26 protein-coding genes are annotated in these 25,867 nt (G+C 46.1%); 3 read left to right on the top strand and 23 right to left on the bottom strand.

Translation table 11 applies throughout. The features are described 5' to 3' along the window. Positions 1-10: 10 nt before the first annotated feature. On the bottom strand, positions 11-1,408 hold the full coding sequence (locus NCI00_RS15660; RefSeq protein ID WP_253529046.1) for a pyridoxal phosphate-dependent decarboxylase family protein: 1,398 nt from the start codon (positions 1,406-1,408) through the stop codon (positions 11-13). Positions 1,409-1,871: 463 nt separating this feature from the next. Here NCI00_RS15660 and NCI00_RS15655 point away from each other — a divergent pair, with 463 nt between their 5' ends. Both NCI00_RS15655 and NCI00_RS15650 read left to right on the top strand, forming a co-directional pair. After that, the gene (locus NCI00_RS15655; protein WP_253529044.1) at positions 1,872-2,858 is read left to right on the top strand and encodes a phosphotransferase enzyme family protein; all 987 of its coding nucleotides are present in this window, start codon (positions 1,872-1,874) and stop codon (positions 2,856-2,858) included. 112 nt (positions 2,859-2,970) lie between these two features. Further along, entirely contained in the window at positions 2,971-3,333 is a 363-nt protein-coding gene (locus NCI00_RS15650; RefSeq protein WP_114069129.1) for a DoxX family protein, read from the top strand. An 81-nt stretch (positions 3,334-3,414) separates the two neighbouring features. Here the strand turns inward: NCI00_RS15650 and NCI00_RS15645 are convergent, their stop codons facing one another. The 16 genes from NCI00_RS15645 to NCI00_RS15570 form a co-directional block, all read right to left on the bottom strand. After that, a complete protein-coding gene (locus NCI00_RS15645) occupies positions 3,415-4,035 on the bottom strand; it encodes a hypothetical protein (protein WP_114069128.1) in 621 nt (206 codons plus the stop codon). Between the two features lie 109 nt (positions 4,036-4,144). Next, positions 4,145-4,534: a hypothetical protein gene (locus NCI00_RS15640; protein WP_253529042.1), complete on the bottom strand. Its 390-nt coding sequence runs from the start codon at positions 4,532-4,534 to the stop codon at positions 4,145-4,147. A 21-nt stretch (positions 4,535-4,555) separates the two neighbouring features. Continuing rightward, positions 4,556-5,908 carry a vanadium-dependent haloperoxidase gene (locus NCI00_RS15635; protein WP_253529039.1) on the bottom strand — a complete coding sequence of 451 codons (1,353 nt, stop codon included), beginning with the start codon at positions 5,906-5,908 and terminating at the stop codon, positions 4,556-4,558. 618 nt (positions 5,909-6,526) lie between these two features. Beyond that, the gene (locus tag NCI00_RS15630; RefSeq protein ID WP_253529037.1) at positions 6,527-7,684 is read right to left on the bottom strand and encodes a DUF3179 domain-containing (seleno)protein; all 1,158 of its coding nucleotides are present in this window, start codon (positions 7,682-7,684) and stop codon (positions 6,527-6,529) included. A gap of 120 nt (positions 7,685-7,804) precedes the next feature. After that, positions 7,805-8,368 carry a carboxymuconolactone decarboxylase family protein gene (locus NCI00_RS15625; RefSeq protein WP_253529035.1) on the bottom strand — a complete coding sequence of 188 codons (564 nt, stop codon included), beginning with the start codon at positions 8,366-8,368 and terminating at the stop codon, positions 7,805-7,807. 33 nt (positions 8,369-8,401) lie between these two features. Continuing rightward, on the bottom strand, positions 8,402-8,947 hold the full coding sequence (locus NCI00_RS15620) for a carboxymuconolactone decarboxylase family protein (protein ID WP_253529033.1): 546 nt from the start codon (positions 8,945-8,947) through the stop codon (positions 8,402-8,404). A gap of 182 nt (positions 8,948-9,129) precedes the next feature. Next, complete coding sequence (locus NCI00_RS15615) at positions 9,130-10,380, bottom strand: MFS transporter (protein WP_253529031.1); 1,251 nt, start codon at positions 10,378-10,380, stop codon at positions 9,130-9,132. Continuing rightward, a complete protein-coding gene (locus NCI00_RS15610) occupies positions 10,377-13,157 on the bottom strand; it encodes a TonB-dependent receptor (RefSeq protein WP_253529029.1) in 2,781 nt (926 codons plus the stop codon). Before NCI00_RS15610 ends, NCI00_RS15615 begins: the two co-directional genes overlap by 4 nt. A gap of 130 nt (positions 13,158-13,287) precedes the next feature. Beyond that, entirely contained in the window at positions 13,288-13,860 is a 573-nt protein-coding gene (locus NCI00_RS15605) for a carboxymuconolactone decarboxylase family protein (protein ID WP_253529027.1), read from the bottom strand. 95 nt (positions 13,861-13,955) lie between these two features. Then, complete coding sequence (locus NCI00_RS15600; protein ID WP_253529025.1) at positions 13,956-14,501, bottom strand: hypothetical protein; 546 nt, start codon at positions 14,499-14,501, stop codon at positions 13,956-13,958. Positions 14,502-14,595: 94 nt separating this feature from the next. Further along, positions 14,596-16,143: a vanadium-dependent haloperoxidase gene (locus NCI00_RS15595; protein ID WP_253529022.1), complete on the bottom strand. Its 1,548-nt coding sequence runs from the start codon at positions 16,141-16,143 to the stop codon at positions 14,596-14,598. An 18-nt stretch (positions 16,144-16,161) separates the two neighbouring features. Further along, on the bottom strand, positions 16,162-17,073 hold the full coding sequence (locus NCI00_RS15590; RefSeq protein ID WP_253529020.1) for a hypothetical protein: 912 nt from the start codon (positions 17,071-17,073) through the stop codon (positions 16,162-16,164). Between the two features lie 67 nt (positions 17,074-17,140). Continuing rightward, the gene (locus NCI00_RS15585) at positions 17,141-18,244 is read right to left on the bottom strand and encodes a transporter (RefSeq protein WP_253529019.1); all 1,104 of its coding nucleotides are present in this window, start codon (positions 18,242-18,244) and stop codon (positions 17,141-17,143) included. 122 nt (positions 18,245-18,366) lie between these two features. Beyond that, positions 18,367-18,612, bottom strand: a complete 246-nt coding sequence (locus tag NCI00_RS15580; protein WP_253529018.1) for a hypothetical protein — start codon at positions 18,610-18,612, stop codon at positions 18,367-18,369. A gap of 86 nt (positions 18,613-18,698) precedes the next feature. Continuing rightward, positions 18,699-19,247 (bottom strand): hypothetical protein, encoded by a 549-nt coding sequence (locus NCI00_RS15575; protein WP_253529017.1) that lies wholly within the window; start codon positions 19,245-19,247, stop codon positions 18,699-18,701. A gap of 133 nt (positions 19,248-19,380) precedes the next feature. Continuing rightward, the gene (locus NCI00_RS15570) at positions 19,381-20,145 is read right to left on the bottom strand and encodes a DUF2490 domain-containing protein (RefSeq protein WP_253529016.1); all 765 of its coding nucleotides are present in this window, start codon (positions 20,143-20,145) and stop codon (positions 19,381-19,383) included. Positions 20,146-20,231: 86 nt separating this feature from the next. Here NCI00_RS15570 and NCI00_RS15565 point away from each other — a divergent pair, with 86 nt between their 5' ends. Further along, positions 20,232-21,383 (top strand): glycosyltransferase, encoded by a 1,152-nt coding sequence (locus tag NCI00_RS15565; RefSeq protein WP_253529014.1) that lies wholly within the window; start codon positions 20,232-20,234, stop codon positions 21,381-21,383. 57 nt (positions 21,384-21,440) lie between these two features. Here the strand turns inward: NCI00_RS15565 and NCI00_RS15560 are convergent, their stop codons facing one another. The 6 genes from NCI00_RS15560 to NCI00_RS15535 form a co-directional block, all read right to left on the bottom strand. Beyond that, complete coding sequence (locus NCI00_RS15560) at positions 21,441-21,857, bottom strand: hypothetical protein (protein WP_253529012.1); 417 nt, start codon at positions 21,855-21,857, stop codon at positions 21,441-21,443. A 144-nt stretch (positions 21,858-22,001) separates the two neighbouring features. After that, entirely contained in the window at positions 22,002-22,481 is a 480-nt protein-coding gene (locus NCI00_RS15555; RefSeq protein ID WP_253529010.1) for a Riean_0653 family protein, read from the bottom strand. A gap of 34 nt (positions 22,482-22,515) precedes the next feature. Then, positions 22,516-23,190 carry a hypothetical protein gene (locus tag NCI00_RS15550; RefSeq protein WP_253529006.1) on the bottom strand — a complete coding sequence of 225 codons (675 nt, stop codon included), beginning with the start codon at positions 23,188-23,190 and terminating at the stop codon, positions 22,516-22,518. Between the two features lie 55 nt (positions 23,191-23,245). After that, positions 23,246-23,956 carry a hypothetical protein gene (locus NCI00_RS15545; RefSeq protein ID WP_253529005.1) on the bottom strand — a complete coding sequence of 237 codons (711 nt, stop codon included), beginning with the start codon at positions 23,954-23,956 and terminating at the stop codon, positions 23,246-23,248. Between the two features lie 15 nt (positions 23,957-23,971). After that, positions 23,972-24,235: a hypothetical protein gene (locus NCI00_RS15540; protein ID WP_166560143.1), complete on the bottom strand. Its 264-nt coding sequence runs from the start codon at positions 24,233-24,235 to the stop codon at positions 23,972-23,974. Between the two features lie 12 nt (positions 24,236-24,247). Then, on the bottom strand, positions 24,248-25,624 hold the full coding sequence (locus NCI00_RS15535; protein ID WP_253529004.1) for an OmpA family protein: 1,377 nt from the start codon (positions 25,622-25,624) through the stop codon (positions 24,248-24,250). Between the last annotated feature and the right edge of the window lie 243 nt (positions 25,625-25,867).

The raw sequence follows: 25,867 nt of genomic DNA, 5'->3' as shown, positions 1-25,867 counted from the left end.
AATTACTAATCTACGCCGAAGGAGCCAAGACCGCATTCATTTCGGCAATGGCAATCTTCACATCTTTTTCAGTGGTACGCCAGTTGACAAACGCCGCCCGGATGCCTTTTTTGCCGTCGTAGACCGTTGGGGTCATAAATACTCGGCCGCGTTGGTTGAGTTGGGTCAGAAACGAATGGACTTTATCCTGATTTTCTTCACCCCTTAGAGTAAAACACACATTGTTTAGACGCGTTGGCGCAAGCAATTCAAAATCAATACTTTGCTGAATAAAATTATCCAACAACTGCGCCATCTGGATGCTATTTTCCACAATTTCCTGATAACCTTTTTTACCATACGCCTTCAGCGTAAACCACGCGGGCAAGGCGCGCAGTCGGCGCGAGTTTTCGGGCAAAAAATTAAGAAAACTGAAATTTTCGAGCGGGTTGCCGAGGTAAGGCGCATTGGAGTTTTGGAAAGTTTCTACCTGCAAAATACTGTGTTCTTTTTTCACCAAAAAGAAGGCACTTTCGTAAGGTACATTCAGCCACTTGTGGCAGTCAACAGTAATGCTGTCGGCACCTTCCCAGCCATTCAGTAAATGCTTGTATTTGGGCGAACAAGCTGCAAAACCGCCAAAGGCTGCGTCGATGTGCCACCAAAAATTATGTTTTTCTTTTAATCGGGCAATGGCTTCAAAATCGTCAAAATCAACGGTATTGACCGTGCCGCCACTCGAAATCAGGATAAAAGGCTCGCCTGAAAGCGCTTCTATTTTTGTTTCCAAATCCGCAACATCCATCGCTTCCCGATTGCCCACCAACGTATTGATTTTGATAAAATTCTGACTTCCTAACCCTAACATCGCTAGCGACTTCACGGCCGAAGAGTGCGGCGTGGCGCTCAGTATTTTTACGCTTTTTCCGACGCCTTCTTTGGCAATATCGCGCCCTTGCTGCTTGCCCACCCACTGACGCCCCACGGCCAACGCGGTAAAATTGGACATCGTCGCCCCCGTCACAAAGCCACCGGTGAAAGTTTCTGGCAAGTCAAAAAGCGACAGTAGCAACTGAATGGTTTCCACCTCAATCAGCGCCGACAAGTCACCTTGTCCCTGAATAGCCTGCGGGTTTTGGTCATATACTCCTGCGAGCCAGTCGCCTGCCACGGCGGCGGGCGTAGCGCCACCCGTCACAAATCCCCACGAGCGCGGTCCCGAAGAAGCCACGATGAGCGGGTCAAAACGTTGGTTAAATTCGGCCAAAACTGCCGCCGTTCCTTTTCCGTCTACTTCCAAGGCGGCTACCAACGGCACAGTGTGGGGTGCAGAAGTGGAGCGTTGGTCAATGGTTTGTAAAAAATCAACGCCTTGTTCAAGAATTTTTTGGAGAATTTCGTCGAAGTGATTTAAGTCATTTTGTAACATAGCTGTAATGGATTGTTTTTCAGTTGCAAAGAAACACGAAATCAGCCATTGTCGGAAATGTCATTTGGGTATAAACCAATACTTCTCCCTTGTTTTATTTATTGATTCAGAATACACTTAAAAAGTGCATCTTTGCACCCCGTTTTGGCGGTTTGCCCAGTCATGCCAAACTTTTACATTTTGCATTTATCGGTATATCATTTTTCGGTTTTACACTTTTAGACCGTGCGTCAGGTTGCTCACAACCTGACGAATAAAAGAAGCAGTGCGGGTTACGAGTAACCCGAATCACATTGGCATTTACTTTTTCGGTTTACCATTTTTCAGTTACTCTTAAGACCGTGCGTCAGGTTGCTCACAACCTGACGAATAAAAGAAACAGTTCGGGTTATGAGTAACCCGAATCACATTGGCATTTACTTTTTCAGTTTAACGTTTTTCAGTTACTCTTTATCCCAACTTCATGAACCCTTTTCCCGTGTATGATTCGAGGCTGTCGGCTTCGCATTTAGGTACTTTTTTGCAGCCCCGCTACTCACTTGACGCCCGCCTCCAATGCCGTATTCTGAAAACGGGCATCAATCATTCCTATCTTTTGAATGACGGAGATAAAAAGTTGGTTTTCAGGCTTTACAGCTACAATTGGCGCACAAAAACCGAAATTGAAGAAGAAATCCGTCTGCTCAAACTGTTGAACGAAAACGGCGTGCCTATCTCCTACCCCATTGCCGATGCAACGGGCAGTTTTATTCAGGAAATAATGGCTCCCGAAGGTCTGCGGTTTGGGGTCTTGTTCTCGTTTGCCGAAGGCGAAAAAATACGAAGCTTTACAGACGATATGCATTTTAACATCGGAATTGCTATGGCTCGCTTTCACCAAGTTACGCAAAATTTAACTTTGGAGCGAGTCACTTACAACGTCGAAACCCTACTCATTTCGCCACTCCAACGCGCTCAAACATTTTTTGCCGCTGGTTCTGAAACCATGACTTTTTTGAAAACATCCACCCATCAATTGGTGGAAAAATTGAAGGAAATCAATTTGAGAGATGTCAGAACAGGCACGGTTCATCTGGACATTTGGTTCGACAATATGCACGTTACGCCTAGCGGCGGGGTTACCTTTTTTGACTTTGATTTTTGCGGGAACGGTTGGCAAGCCCTTGATTTGGCGTATTTTAATGTGCAATTGTTCAATACTGAATTTGATGCCGACGAATACCAACGCAAACTCCAACGTTTTTTGGAAGGCTACGAAACCATTGTGAAGATTTCTGAGGAAGAAAATCGCCTGATTCCCTATTTGGCGGTGAGCCTCTGGTTTTACTATTTAGGCGTTCAGTGTCAACGGTTTGATGATTGGGGCAACTTGTTTATTAGTGAAGATTATTTCAAACGTTTTATCGGACTGATTCAAAAATGGTGTACAAAACATGAGTTGTTTGCGTAGTTATCAAGGTTGCTATACTGGAGTATACCACTATACTTTAATATAGTACTTACATTTGTATAGCAACTTTACTGACCTTTGTGGCTCACAATTAACATTCAATTCTACCACAATGAAACGCGACAAAATAATTTATTGGATTACGACGGGCCTGATTGCCCTCCTGTTTTTATTCAGCAGCTACATGTACCTAACGAAAGCTCCCGATTTAATCCAAAGCTTTCAAAAAATAGGGTTCCCTATCTATTTCGTAACGATGCTGGGCATTTTTAAACTGCTGGGCTCTTTGGCTTTGTTGAACCCTTGGTTTGACTCCCTAAAAGAATGGGCGTATGCGGGATTTGCGTTTACCCTAATCGGTGCCACTTGGACACACATCGCTACGGGTACGCCTTTTATTATGCCTATAGTGATTTTAGGGGTTCTTGGAGTTTCTTACTTTTTTAAACAAAAACTTCAGGCGAAGCTGGCGTAAAACAACAACGGCGCAAAGAAAAAGCTTACTTTCTTTGCGCCGATGCGCGGTCCGCCGATGCGGTCATTTAATATTCAGCCGTTACTCTCCTGCCAGCATTTTGGCCGTTACTTCTTTTTCAATCGTAATGTAGCCCGGATAATTGATTTGTGAATTACCGATGCCAAGCGTTGGCCGGAGCTTGATGGTCAGCTTGGAAGGCTGTGACCCCGCCTTGCCTGATAGGTTTTCGACCATGTTCACAAACGCATCCCGCGCTTTGGAGTCGGTCAAGAGGCGGTAGGCGTTGGTGCTGAGCTGCATTGGCACACGGGTGGTACCGCCGTTGGGCTGAACATCAATGCGCTGGTCCCAGAAACCAGTAAATACCTCATTTTCAGAAAGAAACACTTTGTATTCAAATTGATTGATGCCTGCCTGCTGTTTGGTCGGATTGGTGACGTCCAAATTCAACCGAAGATTAAGCGGCACATCCTGACTCAACAACGCTAAGGCCAGCCTTGGCGACTTGGCCAAATCAAAATCCTGCATATTTCTGAATTGACGAACATCGATGCCCGCCAACGTGATGTTGTCGGCCGAAGCAATGGCGTATTTACAATCGCCCAGGGTTTTGGCTTCCGATATTTGTCGACTAACGGCGCATTGTTGAAAAAGCCCCGTCAACGCAATTCCGAGGATAAAAAGACTAATTTTTTTCATCTGTAACTTGTTCATAAAATCATTCTAAAAATGACCTATTAACGCGTTACTCGGCACAAAATTGCTATCGACAACAAGTTTCCTGTCCGTTGTTTCCTTCTCAAGAAACCTATTTGCACACTTCTTGGAGCTTTTTTTCGGTGGCGGCGTCAAACGCCTGCCGCTGCTCAGTTGTTTTATAACTTACGGCAAAGAGGCTATCCATGGTTTTGGTAATTTTTTCGGCCAATTGACCCGTCCGCAATGTGTAGACCGTCTTGACCGAATCAATGTGCTGGCTTTGTGCGGGCGAAAGCGGCAAGTGATGCTTGGCCAATGAATCTTCCATGAACCGAATATCGTTGGCGGCGTTGAAGCGTTCTTCCTTCAATTGGCGAGCTTCACACTCCAAATTGGCCATTAATTGTACGTCCTTTTCAAATTGAGCATCATCTTTTTTTTCACAACTCAACAGGCCTATACAACCGATTATTACCCAACAAAAAAGTTTAAATTTCATAGTGACAGGTAGTATTGAGCGTTACTTAGTTACGGAAGGCCATTGGATGGATTTAACCACATTATCACCAATTCCCCGGCCCATTTTCAAGCCGTTTATGTTGTCCATATCATAGTGAATCCCTCCATAAAGGCGCGAATTGGCACATTCTTCGGCCATTTCGGCAAAGTTTGAGAACTTCCGGGGTGCAAAACCGTGCTGTACTTGTGAGCGGTCTGTCAAGGCGTACGTGCCGTCGCCACTGGTAAAAAGTTTCGTAAAAATGCGCTCTCCCACACCGATTTCGGTGGCGTGCCCAGAGGTATAAGCAGGAAAAGCAGGTGTTCCGATCACGGTTTTGAAATTGGGGTCAATGTACCGCTGAATATACGTCACTGGACGGATGAGTGAATAGTCGTATTTGGCTTTCCAACAGGCGATAAAAGCATCAATTTCACCAATTCCCAGCATGGCATAGCCCACAACGGCTCGTTCGAGGGTTGAGTTGGTTTCTTCCAATAGCTGCGTCATGATATTGAACGTGTGCCCAGTAGGTGTACAGGTGGCAAAAGGGTCATCGGCCCAAAATTTGGCGATTTCGATTTGGTCGGGCGTATTATTGTTCACCTGCGTATAAACGTGAAATGCCTGTTTGAAAAAATCCGATTGGGTATCAAACGAAAATGGAATCGGCTTGGGCGGAGTGCCATACGTCATATTTGAAGCCAAAACGGGGCGGCATTTGTACCAATAAGGACTCAACGGGGTGAGGTTTTTGGCATCGGTTGGTTCCCACTTATCAATGCCCTTCACGGGGGTAAATGGCCTCGAAAAAGGATTGAGATACGAATCATGGCCCCCATCCGATTTGGAATATTCATAAATGGCCTTAGCCACGGCTTTCCCATGTTTCACCGATTCTTCTCGCAATATTTTAGAAGTGGTTTCGGCAAAAATCGACATGTATTGCCCTTCCAATTCATTGATTTTGGCGAGATTGGCGGGGCTTAGGTTTTTGTCAAACATAAACCGCATCATGTCGGCCACGGCGGTATTGACCACAATTCCCCAGTGGTAGCGCACATTGAGCGGTATCGCTACGGGCATATCTGCCGGAATCAACCGGTTGAGTTGACCCGCCAATGGCTTGGCATTCGGGATGCCACTGTACGCCGCTTCGTAGGCCGTAATGCCCACGTAACCGAAAGCTCGTGAGGCTTGCGGAGGTAAAAACCCAGGTGTTTCTTTCACGATTCGGCATTCTAACTTAAACCACTCGCGCAGAAAATCTGCCGAATAATTGGACAAATTATTGGGTTTAGACGGCTCTATTTCCGTACCCGTACACCCCGCGAAAAAAACGAGGCTGACAATAAAGTAAAAAAGCTTCTTCATAAGAGTTAGACTTAAATGACTGTTTGAGCAAGTACAAAATGTCCATTTAACGTATACACTTCAATTACTATGCCAAAATATATCCTTAGCTTATTTTATATACCATAATAACAAGCGTTTTTAGTCATATTCCAGCAGTTCATGTCTTTTCAAATATTTACCCCAACCGTTGCAACAATACTCTTTCCATCTGGCAGCCCAATCCACAGACCAAGGTAAAATGTAGGGCGTTTCGTAAAATAGCTTTTGTTTATTAAGTTATTGACCAACAGCCAAAAAGTATATTTATTTATCAGATAAAAAGTCTTATTCAGGTCAACCAAACGGTAACTTGGTACCGTTGGCCGTGGCATTCACGGTGTTGAAGACATCAGCAAATCCTCTACTTAGGGAGCTGTAAAGCAGCGTCGAGTTCAGCCAACGGCACATAAATTATATCCCATTTTGACTTACCCATTTCATTGAAATATTGCTTTGTCTCAGATTTTAATTTGGGCCAATTAATAGCTCACTGGATAAGATTATAAAGAGGAATAGATAAATTTTTCTCATGACTAAAATTTCAATAACAGACTAATAAATAGTGTGTTATGGCATAAACTAACTTACTGCATTAGCTTATTTAAACTGCTTGGTATCAGGATGAAAAGTCTGCCAACTGTGCCAATATTCTTGATATGCGTTGACTTTTAATAAATCAGGTCTGTCGGGGGTGTATGATTTGCCGAGCAAGTTGTAAGCACTGCCTCCATTATCAAACAAAGAATCATTTCTGACCGTCAGTACTTGCCCAGGGGTAGCGCGGCGCAAAGCCGTAAAACTCTTATTATCAGAGGCCACCACAACGGTGATGGGCAAATAACCGACCATGTCGTTGATGATTCGTTTCTTTAGCAACTGATTCCAATCGTAGGCTTTTACCCCGCTGCTCACCTCAACGCCCACCACCCACGATTTTTCCTGCCAAGAGGCCGAATCGCGCTTAGTAAGTTTTCCTTTCCGCTTGCCCGATTCATAATTGCTCAATGAATCATATTCTTCCCGAAACTTCGTATCTGGCTGCATGACCAAACTGTTGGGGTACAATGCCAGCCATTTGGCAAGCGAAATTTGCGTAATCTCCAACTCGGGTAACGTTTGCCCTTTCAATTTCCCCGCAATGGCTTCGCCGTTGGCCTGTCGCCACCAACTCCCGGTGGTTTTATCCTCAAACATGGCATTAAAATGGTCCATTCCTACGAGTCGAAAGGTTTCGGGCTGGCCATTTACTACAGGCTCAAACACCCGCCCCGTGCGACAAACCGTGCAATACGTAACAATGATGGACTTCCCGCCCAACGTATCCCGCACCTGATGATGGTAGCCAATAAACTGAATCGGATAAGCCCGCGCCTGACCGTTGATTTCAACGCCAATTACTATACGTTCCTTATCGACCTTATTTGCAGCGGCATTTTTAAAAGTCAAAACGGACGGTTGATAAAACATGGAATCGGCGGCCATTTCAAAATTGGCAGCATAGGCCACGACTGAAACAGCCAATAAGGCCAAGCCCGCCCAAAACGCGCCCCATCGCCCCGCCCGAAAGGCTGACAGCCCCCCAAGGAGTATCAAGCAACCCGATACACCCCGAAAAACCCACCGCCACGAATGCAAAAAATAGGCCACATCAATGCTGTTCAAACGTTGACTCCCCGGCATAGGCATGATGAAATACACGTTGGCGATTTCAAACAAAAGGAGACCGGCTATGCCGATATAAAATAAATTTTTCATGTGTTTGACAAAATACATTTTATAAATAATCAACTCATTAACAAATTGTTATGCCATAGTTTTTGTAAAATCCTCCGACAAAATTGTCGGAGGATTCATGTTCACTTCAACCTATGCTTACTAAGTGGCTTGGGGGGTATACTCCCCTTCAGCCGAATATCCTTTTTGCGTAATTCTTGCGGCACGGTAGCGGTAAATGTTGGGGTCAGACGGGGCAACCGTCGCCAAACCATCCACGTAGCGATTGAACATGCAAAAAGCCGCCGCAATCAGCACCGTATCGTGAATATCTTTATCGGTAGCACCCTCATGACGGGCTGCTTCTACCTGCTCACTTGTTACATTTTTACCGCCTTTCTGCACACTCCCCGCAATGGCCAAAAGCGCCTTCATTTTATTGGTCAACGGCGTTTGTTCATAATCCTCCTTTACGGCTTTCACTAACGACCAATCTTCATCACCGAGGTAAGCGCTCGCCACCGCACCGTGTATTGTTTGACAAAATACACATTCATTTTGCGACGATACATAAGTCGCAATCAATTCTCGCTCCCCCCGACTCAGGCCCTCGTCGGTTTGCAAAAGGGCATTGGCCAGGGCATTCATAGGCTCCGCCGTTTGGGGGCTGAATTTCATCGGGCCGAGGATTCCCGGCGCATTTTCGGGTACTTGAATATGTGGCATAATTGATTTAGGATTATCGTTTTGGTTAAAGGGCTAGGGATATTTGGGAGGGACATAACCCAACGTAGCCATGCGCTCGCCCATGGGTTCATACGCGCCTGGGTCGGTGGGGGTCAGTGTGGCCAAACCATCCACGTAGCGATTGAACATACAAAAGGTAGCCGCAATCAGCACCGTGTCGTGAATTTCGCGGTCGGTTGCTCCTACCAAACGTGCATTGGCTACAATTTCATCCGAAACCGTTCGCGCATCCTGCTGTACACACTGGGCAATGGCCAAGAGCGTCTTCATTTTTTCAGAAACCGGAGCCGTTTGATAGTCTGCCATGACCGCATCCACGATTTCTTTATCGGTACCAAACAAATAACGGGCCGCCGCCGCGTGGCTACATGTACAAAAAGTACAGTCATTTTGCGAAGATGTAAAGGCTGCAATCAGCTCGGCATCTGCTTGACTCAGCGACGAATCGCCGCGCAAAAGTGCCTCGGCCAATGCGTACAAAGCTGCACCAGTATCGGGACGATAGGCCGCCAAACTGCGGATGCCCGGAAAACCTTCAGGTAATGAAATATGTGGCATGATTATACAAGTTTTATATTTTAGTTGGAAGAAAAACAGGCCCATTAAGCAACAAGCCTGTTTATACAATCATCAACCTATTATTTATGAATACTCTTATTATCAACAATTTATAACTAACAAACAACGACACTCCCCAATCATTTCCTACTTTCACGGTACATTTCGAATGCATCGCTTATTCATTGATTATTTGTCTCTCTACTGAAAAAAGCCCCCGCCAACGACACCAAAAAAGCGACTGAAAAGGTCAGTAGCGCGTTGCTGAGTCCGCCGAAAAAAGCCACCATAGCCCCCACAAAAAACACCGAAGTAGCCGTAAAAAAACGCCCGATGTTGAAGCAGAAACCTGCGGCCGTTGCCCGAATGACTGTCGGAAATAATTGGGGGATGTAGCCAGAAAGTGCCCCTTGACTAATGCCGAAAAACAACGAGAGGCACGCCATTTCGACGTAGACAATCGGACCGAAACTTCTGTTGGTCAAAAACAATATAAACGAAACCGACGCACAGCCAAAAAACGTGATAATGAGCGTTTTGCGAACACCAAGACTCTTTATCAAAAACCCCGAAAGTACGCCCCCCACAATCCCACCTGAACCAAGGAGCATCATGGTAATCCCACGCTCTTGCTGGCCGTTTTGACCCACCGGAAGGAGTGATTGAACCCACGTAGGTATCCACGAAAAAATACCCCACAACCCAATAAGTACCGAGCCAAATATGAGGGTACCGATGATGAGATTAGGCCGATTGTCGGCGTCCCACAATTCGGAGGTTTGTTTACGATAGGTTTGGCGACTACTCGCCCACGCGGCAGACTCAGGGAGCCATTGTATCATGGCCAAAGCGGTGCCAATGGGTATTATTCCCAACCAAAAAGCGTCTCGCCAATTCGCAAAAAACACATTTAATCCGCCTGTGGTCACGATACCGATTGGAAATGCAACGGCCAAAATCCCCAGCGCAATAGGACGTGTAAGGACGGGCCAGATTTCGGACAAATACACCGTCGAAATCAGCAATACCCCGCCAATGCCCATCCCAGCGGCAAATCGGCAGGCAATGAGCGCGTACCAATTGGGGACAAACACCGTCAGCAGTGTAGCTATTCCGTACAATCCAGTAACGAGCGCCAATGATTTTACGCGCCCGATGCGGTCACTGACCACACCAAACGTAAGCCCGCCCACGCCCCAACCGTACAGAAAGGCGGCGCCAATGTAAGCCCCCACTTCTCCCAAGCGCGCTTCAGATACAGTACCGCCGAGCAATTCGGGCACGGCTACGGGCAAGTACACCGACATGAGTGTTGCCACCGTTCCGCCAAATAAATAGCTAGTCATGCACAACGCAAACGCTAAATTTTGCGAAACCGAAGGCCCGCCTGTTAGTTGCCCTGCCAACGGATTTATTTTATCGATTTTCATCATCTCAGCAACTCGTCAAAAGTCAAACTCACATAATATAATCCTCCTACGGCTGGCGAGCCAAACGCCTGTACTACGTAGTTGTTGCCCAGATTCGACGCTCCTACTTTCACGATTGATTTCAGTTTAGGGAGTTTGTAAGACACCTGAGCATCAATCAAACTATAAGCAGGCACCAACCCTGGGCGGTTTTCGGTAAATGTTCCGTACCACTGAAAGGCGTCCTGCCAATGCCACGCGATGCTGAAACCCACTTTATCGGTCAAACGGGCGTTGCTAAATGTCACGTTGGTTTTCCATTTCGGTGTATTGAACGCAGGTACATTGTTGGGATTGGCGTCCAAAATATTGAACTGCGCCCACGTAGCGTTGGCCCCTAAACGGTAGCCTTTGGCCAACAAAGCCGTTATGCCACCACTTGCTCCGTTGGTCGAAACCTTGTCGGCGGCGTTGGTATAAAGTTGGAATGTTTGGCGCGTTGTGGTGCTCAAAATCTCCTGCGCAGCCGCAGGATTGACCGTACCATCGGCCAAAAGGACGTTGGCGGTATTGGGACGAATCACCACTTGATTGATTAAAAAGTTGGTGTATTTCCCGTGGTAATAACTTACATCAAACAACAATTTGTTGTTCAACACGCCTTTATACCCAATTTCGAACGCCTGCAATTGCTCCGGGCGAATGTAAGGCACATTTGATTTGACTAACTTGTCTTTGTGCTTCGCAACCGCCTGAGGGAAAGGCGTTCCAGCGGCAGTCTCCTGACCAAACGCCGCGCCGAATGCGCCTACCGAAGCCGCCGTGAACGAGTTTTCGTAGGCGTTGAGCCCTACGGAATTGGAAGGTGCACCGCCCAATAAAATCAACGGCCCAACATTCAACTTAATGTATTGATCCACCACGGTCGGATTGCGAAAACCCGTTTGGTAGCTTACCCGAATGTGGTGATTGTTGGTTGGGGAATACACCACCGAGGCCCGGGGGGTGAAATTGCCCGCAAAATTTTGGTTTTTGTCAAAACGACCCGATACCATCAGTTTCAACTTCTCCTCAAACAACGTTTTGGACGCCTGCACAAAAGCGCCGTATTCTTTCACCCGTACTTTATTGATTTTATCGTCAAACAAAGTACCGTTTGTATTCATATCATAATAGCGAATATTGCCGCCCGCCTGCACGCTTAACCACGAAAAATGAGGCGTAAAATCGTAGAGACCTTCGACGTGGTACATCTTGCACAAACTCAACACACCCGCCCCTTCGAGTCCGTACAAATGACTGTATTTGTCTTTGGCGGTTTCAAAAGCAGCTGTACCCGGCAACACCCTACCATCGTCGGCAAACGTCCGCGCTACGTCATGGTTTTGAGGCGCTATTCCGTTTATTTTTCCGTTGTAAGCCGCACCGTAGCGCTCAAACCAAGTGGCATCTGCTTTACCGATAGGCACCACATTCCCGCTCAAATCCTTCACCCAAGTACGATTAATGAATTGTCCCAAAGAGCGGGTATTATAGGCATTTTGCGAATTTTCAGCTACCGCGTAGGCCCGTACAAAAAAGTTAGCGCCTTTCAGTTCCACACGCTGCTGCGTAAACCGAAAATCCCGCAACATGTTGCGGCTGCTGCTGGTATAGTTGGCTGTTCCCTGATTAAAATTGATTTGATAGATAGCCTCCAATTTGTCAGAAATGCGATAATGTACCGCTGCATTGGCCTTAAAACTGTATACATCATAAGTGGTTACGTCTTTTTCGTAATAACCCGTACGCGATACCCGGCCGATGCCCGGCAACGTGGAAGCTACCTCGTCGCCATAGATATTCAGGCTATTTTTACCCGGGTTGGCGGCTCCTCGCTTTTCCGAAGGAGTATTGGGATCAATGTCAGTATAATCCGTGGCGTACCAATCCGTTCCTTTGATATAAGATGCGTTAAGTTTAAACGCAAAACGATTATTGAAGGCTTTTGCGTAACGAACGGCGGTTTCAGAAAAGGGCTTAGCTCCGCCACCATTAGGATCATTGACGTGGTTAATGCCTACTTTTTGTTGTACAATCAATCCCTGATAATCAAACGGGCTTTTGGTTTTGGTCATGAGCAACCCATTAAAAGCGGCGGGGCCGTACAACGCAGATGCCGCCCCCGGAATCAATTCAATAGACTCCACATCCAAATCTGACACGCCGAAAAAGCTACCCGCTGGAAACCCCAAGCCCGCCGATTGGTTATCGACACCATCCGTCAGTTGCAAAAAACGACTGTTGCCAATGCTATTAAATCCGCGCGTATTTACTTGTCGTAGCGTCAGTCCGCTCGTTACCATGTCTACTCCTTTAAGGCTGTTGAGTGATTCAAACATGGTTGCCGCGGGAGCTTGTTGAATGGCGCGGGCATCCATTTTTTCAATGGTAACGGGGGTGCGCAAGCTACTCTCTTCAATCCGCGAGGCCGAAACCACTACCTGATTTAGGTCAGCCGTACTTTCTTTCAACCCAATGGTGAGCGGTTCCGCAGACTGCACGTTTATTTCTTGGCGTTCGTAGCCAATCATTGAAATCACCAACGTGGACGGAACGCTCGTGTTAAGCTCAAATTTCCCGTTTCCGTTGGTTACCGTACCCGTAATTTTCCCTTTCACCGCCACCGAAGCACCCACCAAAGGTTGGTGGGTCTCGGGGTCAGTAATGGTTCCCGTCAAGCGCGTTTGCTGCGCCTGAACGGGAGAATTCACGGCTAAAATATAGGTAAAGAATATAAAAAGGTAGAGTTGTTTTTTCATTTCAGGAATGGGTGCCCTTTTACCAAAAAGGGGTTAATTCGTTCATGTACAGGGCGTTTCCTTATACACAAACTGGTTGTATAAAATTTAATACGAGTAATCTTGGAAATTGTATTGGCTGGCCCTTTTCCTACACCTCATTAGTGGATTTAGGCGGCTGATGCCCGCCTGGAGGGCGCATATATCCTCGCCCAACGATTCGTTCGCCCAAAGTTTCATAATAAGCGGGGTCGGTCGGGGCTACCGTAGCGAGTCCATCCACGTACTTGTTGTACAGGCAAAACAAAGCCGCAATCAACACGGTATCATGGATTTCAAGGTCAGTGGCTCCCGCATGGTGAGCGCGTTCGATGGCCTCAGGTGTAACAGATTTACCACTTTTTTGGGTAAGCGCGGCAATGTTGAGCAACGCCTTCATTTTGTCACTAACGGGTGCCGTTTCAAAATCCAATTTGACCAATCGGGCCGTTTCTGTCTCACCCAAAAGCATATCGGCAGCTTTGGTGTGGGCCGCTTCGCAAAAATTGGTACAGTTGCGTGAAGACACAATCGTCGCAATCAGTTCGCGTTCTCCCTGGGTCAGCGTAGATTCGCCACGCAATAAAATCTGCGTCAAATCACGAATCGGCAACGCCGTGTCTAGGCGGTATTCGAGCAAGCCAGTAATACCAGGCAAATGCTCGGGTAGTGGAATATGTGGCATAGTTAAAGCATTGATTTTTAAGACAATAAAAAATACACGATTTACACTCCCACCGTTAAGCAGGAATAAATCATTGTTTTTCTAACCGTAAAAAATCAAGCTAATTCGGGAGGCGGTGAGACCACGCAATGGGACCGAAAAAGAAGGGATAAGGTATTCTTCTGCAATGGTGCGGCATCGGATAGCCATTCTACTACATAAAAGACGTGCAGTTGTTGAAACGAAATATACTCTTTCAACAGCTGATTTGCCATGCTTTTGGAAGGTTGTGGACCGTCGGTCGCATGGTCGTGGATGTGTTTGTTGATGTGTTCGGCCAGCGCAAAAAAATTGGCGCGGGCGTCACGGTCGGGTTTGCAGGTGATATAAAGGGTATCGTTGAGCATGATTTGCTCGACCATTTCATAAAACTCATTGCCTACCTGCAATTTTCCTTGTACTGGCTGCGGAGCCGTCCAGTTGGTTTGATACGGCAACGAAACGGGCACTTTTACGGTAATGTACTCCTGACGTAACGGCATTTCTGACTCATTCTGGGGCGCATCCAATGCCACATTGCCCCCCAACCAATAGACGACAGAATAGCCGACCATGTTGTAGACCAAAAGGCTGACGAGCAGTATGGAAACAAGTCTTTTCAAATGAATTAATTTTTAACCTGACGGGCCTTTCAAAGTTATTTTCAGACCCGTCAGATGTTATTATACTCAGAAATGAGCCTTTTGTTGCACATATTTACAAGCCCGATCCATCGGCCTTGCCGCGCGCGATGGCGTAATTTCCAATGATATTGCCATGTTTTAAGCCCATTTCACAGTCTACTCGGTAGTGAATCAAGCCATAAATCCGCGACACAGAGGCTTCGTCGGCCTGCGCTTTGAATTTCTCGGCCTGTTCGGGAAAGATATACCCCAAAACCGTAGCGGCCGCCGCCGAAAACGTAGAGTGACCTGAGGTATACGATGGAAAATTGGGCAATCCGACCGAAGTCTTCAAACCAAACTGCTGAGGGCGAGGCGTATAGTAGTAAAACTTCGCCTCCCAACAGGCAATTCCAGCGTCCATTTCAGCGGTTCCCAACAGCGCCAGCGTACGCGCCATCCGCACTTCACTGAAGCGTGCTTCGTGCGCGGCGTTGGCCGCAGCGCGGTGCCAGTGGCCCGGAGGCGTATAGCTTCCTGCCCCGTCGGCCCAGTAGTTAGCAATGCGGGCCTGCTCGCGGGTTTGGTTTTTGTTGATTTTGCTCAATTCATCGAAATCTTTCTGCCACTCGGCCGAACCCACCACGTAAGGAATGGCGGGGCGAATTTGAGCTAACGTTGCTTTATCAAAATTCCAGGTTTGTACGGCTCCGTAGTTGGGCAACATCGGCGGACGAATCGGAACTTCTTGGCTCAGCCACGTTTCTTTGATACCGCGACTTTTGGCGGCCTCAATCATTCCTGCCGTAAGCGCTTGGTTGTTGGCGGCACTCATTCCGTCGGTTCGGGCGCGGCCCATTACCTTTGCGGCCACGGCACCACCCAAAGCCGTACCTGCTGTCAGGTCACTTTGTACGTTCATTCCCGCCCATTGGCGCGCTTCCAAATGTTCTTTCATCTTTGCTTCCAAATAAGGCACTTCACCCGGAAACATCGCTTTCAGTATCGTCACCGAAGCTGCTGCAACCACCGCATCTTCGGATGGATACGAAGGCAACGCCGAAACTGGCAACGCCACCCGAAGCGTAGCATCTACTTTTGAAGGTGCCGCCCGTTTGTACTTGTATTTGTAATTCCAAGCCGAAACCAGCGCATCGTATTGAGCCACCGACAGATAAGCCAACGCCCTGGCCGTATAAGGTGGATTGGCAAACGGAAATTTAGGATCCGCCAAGGGGTTGGCCGCGTCAGGAACGGGGTATTTTCCATCGGCGTTGGAAGCTGGTGGAATGTTGTAGCGCGCGGCCAGTTCCCGCGCAATTTCGTTCCAACGATACACCGCACCTGCACCCCAGTAGACCACGGCTTCCTGTTGCTCTTTGGTGAGGGTGTTCGATAGTCCTTTCAACGCTGCCAATTCTGCTACGTACTCTGGAGAGGTAACGGAAGTAGGAGCTGGTACATTGATTTCTTCGGCTGAAGTAAGGAGGTATGTTTTCCACGTACCCGCTTTATCATCCACGTTTGCGGGCGAATAACCTACGCGTTGCGGCTCTTCAAGTGTTTTATCACAAGCGGCCATTCCTACTATCATGGCAAAAGCTAAACCGCTGTATTTTAGAATATTTGAAAACTTTTTCATTCTCTTGATTAGATTCAATTATGATTTCTTTACCCCAAACTGATAAAGGACTCCTACCATGTAGCTTGTGCTTTGACCCATGTTGAGGCCATTGGTTACGTACCCTACGCGGGCATTAACTCCCAGCGCTTTCGGTTGAAATTTACCGTACCAACCCACCATCGTTGCCTGCATGTTATTGGTCGGAAAAGGCATATCGTTACGACGAATATTATCGCCATTAACGCAAGAATTTCGCTCAGCCCAGATTTCGGTCTGCCATTTTTGTTTTAATATCCCAATCCTCGCACCCATGTCGTATGCGTTGGGCACTTTCACTTCGTTGGTGTTATACACTCGGTCGTCGGCCTGATAGGCATCGCGGTCTATGTTGATATTGCTACGCCACATATAAGTTCCGTGGGCGGTAACGTAAATCCCCGTTTTAGGATGGGTATAATTGGCCAAAATTCGGCCCGATACTACCCGACATTGCAAGCCAATCGACATGGGCAGGAAGTCAGGAACATAGTTGCCTAAAGGAATCGACAGTCCCGCTAATCCATTGATAGAAAACCCTTTTACATCTACTGCTTTCACTTTCAGCCAAGCGCCCAAATCTTGAATCCCCTTTTGCCCCATCAAGTTGCCCGCGCTCGTTTTGGTCCATACGTAAGGCAGACTCAAAATAACATTAAGGCGGTCGGTGATGCCAATGGCGGGCATTACCATTATGCTCTGGGTGGTATGCGTACCGATGTTAAGGTTTTCACGTTTGAGGGTATTTTCCCAGTATTGGTTCCAGCTGCTGTGGGTATACATTGTCCCGATGCATACGGTGCCTTTTGGCATATAAATAGCGTCGTTCGGCATTTGAGCGCGCAACTCTCCACTCCAGAGAGCACTGAGAGTTGCGGCCAAAAGAACGTTAAGTAAAGTTCTTTTTTTCATCTTATGTTATAAGTTAGTTTTATTAAAGTCTCGCCCTTAACGAGCGACCAGTCGATAGATTACTTATTTAAAACCAACGGCTTATGTTCACTGATACTGAATAATCTGCGAAGGCGGCATCTCCGTGACGTACCCCCAGCGGGTCAAGTTTGTCGGAATAGCTTTTGATACGATTGCGATAAAGGGCATAAGGGACGGTTACCGCCGCTGAAAACTTGCCTTTCATGTACGCTACACCTGGCTCTACGGAAACAATATACCCAGGACGGCGGAAACCTTTGCTTCCTCCAAACACATCCGACGAAGGTACCCCTTCTACGCGTCCACCGAGCATTACAGATAGTCCTCTTCCGAGGCTTTGGCTCAAGCCAATACGTCCCGCAAACTGGTCAGCAACCGAAAAATAACCCGTTACTAAATCAATGGTGGTTGCCTCTGGGCTGCGCAGTACGTTGTTGGTCTCTTTGGGATTGAACAGATAATAACCATTAAAATAGGCCGTCAGTGATTTTGTAATCTGGCCATACCCCTGTAACTCAAGGCTGTAACCCACGCCACCATCGCCCAACTGAATCGACTGGTCGACGGGTTTATTGATTACATAATCTCTTTTTTCTTTGTCTAATTTATGAAAATCACCCGTTACGCCCGGATTGCCCGTTGGAAGTTTAACTCCAGCGCCTAATGCAAAATTGAATTTGGGTAATTTATACGGGTTTCTCATCCAATACGTAGCCGATATGCGCATGTCGCCAATGCCTTTTGAATAAGTATGAAAGCGTTTTTGGTCGGGATTGGCGCTAACGGAATTGCCATAATGCTCGTACAAAGAGGAGCGGTCGTTGTATTGAATGGGTAAATTTACGGCAAATGACAGCCGCGCGTTGGGTTGATAACTAATCCCCAAATCGAGGGCGTGCGACAGGTTGATTACTTCGGTATTTTGTTCCAAACGCTCATGTTGCTCAACGTCTCCTTTATAGTGACGGAATGAACGAAAATAGCGGTAGCCCGTGCTGATTTGCCATTGGCCGTTTTTTTGTTTGAAATATTCAGCCGACGACAGTGAGTTGGCAGCGGTACAGCTCATGTGCCGAACAGCGACACAGCCTTGAGAAAAACTTTCGACAACAAACAACAAAAGAGCTAACGTGTAGAATATACGTTTCATAATTTAGAATGCGATAATAGGTTATAAATAGATTCATTTGTCTACGGAGAGATTCCGTAGTTAACCCATTTCGAGAAGTGACGACTAGTAGTTGTATGATTACAAAAATGCAATCTGTCTGCTTACTTCGCTGCCGTTTGGTCAGCTTCAATCAGTTTTTCCAATTGTCCAAGCGGAATGGCACAGCCTACCGAAGGAAGGTCGTTGACCGACACCTCGGTTGGACGTTTGGCACAATTCACAGTTTCTGACATGCGACATTCGTTGAAACAACAAAGTGCGGCAGGTCTTTCTGATTGAGCAGAGGTATCACTGCAAGTAAGCATCGCGGTGGTTGATAACAACACCGCAAACAACACCATTTTCATTGGTTTCTCTCCATTGGATTAGTAATTCATTTTTGGCAGGATGTAGTTTGCCCAGAGGGATAACCAATACACTACCAACTTGATAACTAACCTCGCTCGGGTGGTGGTGAATGGAGCAATTGAACCGATTGCAGAAGCGACTGGTTGGGAGTGACGTACGAAGAGCGCGGGAGCAAATTTGCCATCAGCGCGTCTGGCCATTCCGTGGATGTATTAGGAAGATATACTTTTACTAAATCACTCAATAATTTAACGGCTTTGCTTAGCGGACTTTCGGGTGAGTCAGCAGTTTGGTCCGTAATTTCCTGAATCATCTCCGCTAGTTCAAAAAAGCGGTCACGGGCGTGTTGGTTTGATTTTAGGGTTACGTACAGAGTATCGTTTTCGTGGCGCTGGTGGGTTACGTTATAAAAATCATCCCCTTTACGAATCAAGCCTTCCTGACCTTCAGCGTTCTCCCACGAATTATTATAAGGAAGGGTTGGCAAATGCATTTTAACCGTTTGCCATTGGTCATTTTTCATCACTGGCGACGCCGTCTGGTAGTCGTCCTCAAAAAACAATACCGCAACCGTCAGCCCAAACATATTGTAGAGCAGCAGTAAAAGCAAGCCGATGGCGGTTAGTTTTTTCAATCAGAAAAATTATATTGTATCCAAAGATACTGCAAATGTAAAAAAATATACGAAATATAGGACAAGTTTCGTGCCGAAAATCCAAACGTTAGTAATAAACACCCTCTAAATAACTGAATATGCCGCAATTTCGTTACAGATACCACCAATACTGCACGTCGTCCCAATTGATGGTATGGTAGATATTGATTTGCAATAAATTAAAGAGTCGATAGTCCTGTACTTTGTTACGAACCAGCGCCTGAAAACAATATCCTAGTTCTGCGCGGGTTTTGCCAGCATTATATCCGCCCCCGAGGTGCATCCAGTTTTCAGAAAGCAACGAACCGTTACGCGAACTCACGGGCCCATTGGTCGCTCCTTTAAAGTACAAAAAGGCTTCATTGGAGGCCGTTAAATAAAAGCCTTTTTTGGTTTTGCTAGCATCATAAAGTGGATACGTTACCCAAAATTGGTAGCGTCCAATATCCGCCTGAGACCTAATATGTGTCTGTAAATTAATGGGTTGCCTCCACTCATAACGCCCACGATGGGTAATAATAAAATTACCTAGTTTGTGTTGGTAGGAAATCTGAGCAATGAGCCGATTTTCATTTTCCCGTAGTCCAAAAATATTATGACGTCCAAAAGCATATCCACCTCCCAACGACCATTTTTTGTTAAGTTGATAAACCGACATGGCTTGAAGGACAAAGTGAGTATGCCCCGCGGGGAAATGCTTGTTTTCAACGGTCTGACTCATCATATTGACTGCCGACGTTGCGTTCAGATTATAACTCCACTTACCTGAAATTTTGCCCATTTGAGAGTAGCTCGGGGCTACGCCATAAAGCGTTACGTTTTGGGCAATACAAGAAAACGTAAGCAAAGCCGTGAAAAACAAAAGAATATGTCTCATTGCAGGAAATCAGATATAAATGCGGGTTCGCTAATTGCTTGCTCAAAGACTATGCCATAAAATCATTGGTTTTGTATCTTTGCGCCATGAGAATTTTAAATATTTGCGCTTACACTTGGGCAATCGGCGGTCCGGCCCGCATTATTTATGACCATACCTCCGTCGTTTTGAAGCAGGGGCACCAAGTAGATATTCTGAGTCCGGCCTCACCAGGCGACAAAATTTACCCCGCCCCCGAAGGCGCCCGGGTCATTGTTTGTAAGCGCACGCAGCCTATCAGTCGTTTTTTTCCTGAATTTTCGTTGGAGCTGTGGAATTTTCTCAAAGCACACATCCATGAGTACGACGTGGTGCATTGCCACGGAATTTGGCATTTTGGCAGCGTGGCGCCTTTTCTGTTTAAAAACAACACCCCTAAAGCCATTACGATTCACGGTTTGCTCGACAAATGGGCGCTCAATCACGGTTTTTGGAAGAAGAAAATTTTCTCCTTACTCTTCCAAAAACGCTTTCTAAAAAGAGCCAACCTCATTCAAATCAACAACCACGACGAGCTCAACGACCTCAAACAATATTTGGGATTTCAACACCCCAACGTGGCCATCATTCCCAACGGAATGCAGTTGGCCGAGCTGGCTGATTTACCCCCTAAAGGCACATTTCGGGCAAAATTCAACCTTCCTGCCGACAAGAAGCTTGTGTTGTTTATGGGAAGGCTTAACATTAAAAAAGGCTTGGATTTATTGCTCCCTGCTTTTCAAAAATACACCCAACACCACGACGATACGCTACTCATTTTAGCAGGCCCAGACGACGGCTACCAAGCCGAAACCGAGCGGTTTATTCAAGAAAACCAACTACAAAACAAAATGGTCATGGTGGGAATGCTGACAGGCGAAACAAAAAAAGCGGCTTTGGCCGATGCCACCATTTTTGCGCTCCCCTCTTATTCTGAGGGCTTTTCGATTGCCGCTTTGGAAGCCATGACCGCGGGGGTTCCCGCCTTAGTTTCTGACCGCATCGGGTTTGACGGCACCGTGGCGCAGTACCAAGCCGCCCACGAAGTGCCGCTGACCGTTGAGGGCGTTTATGAAGGGTTAATAAAATTGCTGCAACAGCCCCAATACGCAGATACGCTTCGCCAAAATGCCCGAAAAATGGTAGAAACCTTGTACGATATTGAAATAGTAGCCACCAATCTGGCGAAAGAATTTGAGAAAATTGCACGGAAGAAATAAAGCAAAAACGCTCGCCCCAATATGGACTTGGTGCGAGCCTAATGCCTCAAACTAAGATTACTCGTGCAAAACTCCGTCTAAACCTAACTCTTCAATAGGAACCAGGTTTTCTTCTACAATGCTCTCGGGAACAAAGATGAATTTTTTATCAAAAATCTGGTTACCAACATAATAACTCACCCAATACTCATTGTTGAGGTGAAACACATCGGGCATAATCGGCTCCACGACCACGGATTGCCCTGCTTCAATTTCGGTAAAATAATGCCGCAGGGTGGAGGTCCGTTGCTGCTCTTCTTTCTTTTTTACATCGTCTCCAGAATAGCCCCGTGAAGTGACAAACACGTTGGTTATCAGCGTTGGATTCCGGTTAATGAGGTACACATTCCACTCTGGCTGGTCAAGCTCATTGATGCGGCGAGCAATGGTTACATAAATACCCGTTACGGGCGTAAAAGAAATATCCTTTTTCATGATTTAAGGTCCTTAAAACCCCAAAATTAACAGGTTTTACAGAGATAGGACACATTAAGCATGATAAATACGTACTTTAAACATCCCAAAACAGGGAAAAAGTAATCATTCTCAGCAATATGAACGCTCTTTCATAGACTTGGACTACAAATTTATCGTAAACGCCCCCGACTGTATCTCTGCGGTTGCATTAATAAAATCGCTTGCTTGGGCTTCAAATTGTCCTTCAATTTTCTTATTCGTAAAGGTCGTAAAACGTATTTTTCCACTTTTGGCTAACAGCAGGTTATTCTGCCTTTTATAAATCAAATTGGCATTTTTATTGGTTTCATTGGCCGGAATCTCAAACCGATAATCCACTCCTGTCTGAATATCTTTTCCAATCATCTGAATAGAAATTTCGGTGGCATCGTCTATTTTTCCAACGATGGTCAGCAAGCCGCCAACCACGGCCACGCCTCCGCTTGCTTTTGTCGCTTTCCAACTTTTGCCATCGACGGTTGCCGTAAAAGAATTCGTACCTGACGGCGTCGGCTCATCTTCACTTGAAGAGTCTGATTTACAGGCGCTAAACAACGACATAATCGCCAACAGCAAAAGAATAAATTTTGAATTTGTTTTCATCATGTATGAGTTTTGGATAACGTTTAAAAAAAAATTATTTGCATTTTGCCACTACTTCGGCAGCCAATTTCTTGGCTAGTTCAAGGTTAGTGGCTTTGTCTTTGCTCACGTCTGCAATGACCTGAAAAGTGTAGCCTTTGAAAAGTACAATCAGCTCATTATCTCCCAATTTCCAAACGGCGGCCTCTCCCACGCCCGCCACGTTTTCAAACTTGGTGGCAGCGGCCATGTCTTTGGCTATGCCCATGCCCGCGGCTTTTTGCTCTTTGGTGGCGTTGGTTTTGTTTTCCACCTGTTTTTCGGCTTTACCAAATGCCTCGTCAAGTTCTTTTTGGGTAAGATTGCGGTAAAAAAAACGAAAGTTTTCGAGGTCAGATTTGTTTTTCGACATCTTAAACATATCGTCGCCCACCCACGTCAGTCCGATGCGATTGCTGACGGGCACGGTCATCTCTTTTCCCATTAGTTTCATGGTGCGGGTGCGGTCGCTGGGCCAACTGTACGCATAGGTGTCATGGTTGCGGTATTTTGGGGTTTTGTTGACCGTGTATTCTTTTTTGGCTTTGCTCATATCTCCCCAAAAATGCTTTTTTATCATTTCCAGCGGCAGCAATTGGTCGTATTTGTCTTGGTAAGTCAGCAGGCAGTTTTGGGCTTGAATATGGACAGAACAAACCATCAATAAACTGATAATTGAGTAGATTCTCATTTCTTTTTTGATTTACAATAACAATTTTTACCTCTCCAACCCCATCAATATCAACCTATTGCCGAGTATAAGTAAAGTCTATTTTAACAATACATGTAGGCTGGCTAGGTATAGCAATCGAATAATTCAACTCCCCTTCCATGAGGTTTGGATTTTTGACTTTAACCTCATAAATGGTTTTGAAAGTCGGTTGGTTTTCTATGAGAATCAATCCCCGGTACGCATTTGGCTCCGTATTTAGTCCAACCGAACCCGGCGGGAGCAATTCTTGCATTTGAAAAGGCCTTTTGAACACCTTTTTGCCGCTTTTGACAATGTTCAGCTTGCTCGCTTGTGCGTCTAAGCCCGCAGGGCAATTCTTCACAACGGGGGGGGTGGTACTCACCTTCCAATCGCCGTCGTTGGGTTGAATGGTTGCGTCTCCAAACGGAGACGAGACCGCGCCTTTCGCAATGAATGGCTCTCCTTTTCCGCCAAAATAAGCATGCAACTCCCTCACAGAGCGCTTGTTATCAGCGTAGTATATATTTTCACCCGATTTGTTTTTAAAAAACACAACGATTCCTTTTTTTTCTTCAAAGACCCCGAGGTAGTTCATCATGAGATCTACTTGCTTATAACTCAACTGGGTTTGATAAAACTTACAGCCTCCGTTGAGCGTACAATAGGCCAACGTCACTTGGGCGATGCACACCTTCGAAAAAAAGGCAAAAAACAGCACGAGCATCATTTTTGGGTTAAAAACAGTCCCTTGGTTTTTCATCATTATTCTTAAAAAGCATTAATCGCAGGTAGTGTCTTTGAGCTGATCTTCGTAAATTTTTCGTTGGGCAGCCGTATAAATACTGCAAGAGTTAATGATACCAGTCAGCGATTTTTTTACCGCTTCGCACTTGGCTTTGTTGGTGGGATCTTTTGAAAATTCTTCAAGGGCTGTTGTGTATTGCTCCAATTCTTTGCCGCAATTCTGGGCGGGGTCCAATACGTTGCTTTTTCGGCACGAGAGCGTGGCCAAAAGACAAACGAAAACGATTATTTTTTTCATAACACTCATTGTTTAAAGTTTGATAAATTCTACGCGACGGTTATTGGCTTTTCCTTCTGATGTTGTGTTGGGCGCGGCGGGCTGGCTTTCGCCCTTGCCGTCGGTTTCCATGCGGGTAGCTTCAATGCCAAATTCTGATTGAAGTGCATTTTTAACAGAGGCCGCACGGCGTTTCGATAAATCGAGGTTTTTGGCATCCTCACCGTCGGAATCGGTATGACCGATGATACGCACTTTCACCGTCGCGTTTTCTTTCAATACCGTGCCCAGTTCCTTCAAAACGCCGTACGATTCAGGCTTTATTTTGTCGGAATTGACATCAAACAAAATACCCGTGGTACTAAATTTGCCTTCGGTGATGAGCTTGGAGCGGGTGTCGGGCGCACCGACGGCAACGCGGAGGTTGGCTAAGTAGGCCGTACCTTCAAAAATATGGGTAGCAAAAAGCATTGAATATTTGAGCGTATTATCAAACGCTTTCGGAATATCCCAAATCTTGTTTTCGTTGACGTAAATCCGCAAGCGCGTCTTTTGTTTCCAAATCGAAATTCGGTTGACTTCATTGGCTTTCCACGCAAGTGGATTGGTATTTTCTAAAATTTTCTCGTTGGCTTTGTCAAACACCCATACGCTGGTGCTGCCTCCTTCCTGCGTTGAAGTAGGATGAATATCAACGCCTGCCTGAGGTGCGGTACCAAAATCTTGGTCGAAGGTCAACTTGCGTTCTTTTATTTCGGGAAAAACCACTTTCAGCCCCGTCATGTTGGTGCTCATATCTTCTGATACCACCATATCAAATTCCATTGTGAAGTTTTCGGGAAGCTCTTTGACGAATTCGGGATAGAAAATACCATTATTGGCAAATTGTAAAAATTTGGCGCTCTGACCGTCAAGCGTTACCACTTCACCGCTGGCGTTGGTATTCCACTTGGCGGGAAAATCACCCACGGCATCCTGGCTAAAATCTTCGATAGCGACTACTTTTTCGCCCGCTACAAAATCAAATTTAGAATAGGCTTTTAGGTTTTTGGGTTCGGTTGTCTTTGAGAGGGGTATATTCGATCTTGAGCTGTTTGTTGAAGTTTGATTTCCCTCCGACGCCTCCTGCTGGTTTTCGTTGTTATCCCGCTCCTCATTTCCAGATTCTGATTTCTGTTTCTTGTCTTTCTTTTTAAAAATATTGCCGATTCCTTCTTCCACCTTATCCAATCCTTTGTTGATACCTTGGTCAATGCGGCTGTTGACGCGGCCTTCTACGCTGCGTTCGGTGGTGCGTTTGGGATTTTCGACCCGTATTTGGGCAAAAGCAGAAGCGTCAAAGAAAATCGCAACCATGATGGTGAAGCAAAAAACCTTAAAATAGAAGTGGTGGAGTACGTTAGTAATCATCTTTATTTTGACCGTTGAATAAGTAAAAATGACTTAATTTAAACGTCCAAACTTGCCACTTTTAACCAAAACACGGGCGCTTCATTTCACCCATGCGGGATTTGGGTCAATGAAGCGGTGATTTGAGTCAATAACCCACCGCTGAAACCACAAAGACAAGCCTATAAAGTCAGATTCGTTTTTGATACACTCAAATGCCCGAGCCGTCAGATGAAGCGCCAGAATTGACAAAAAATTTGTTTT

Origin of the sequence: Runella salmonicolor (assembly GCF_024158025.1) — a bacterium.
Classification (GTDB): Bacteria; Bacteroidota; Bacteroidia; order Cytophagales; family Spirosomataceae; genus Runella; species Runella salmonicolor.
Note: the sequence above shows the minus strand (reverse complement) of the source record. Positions and strands in the feature narration are given on the sequence as shown.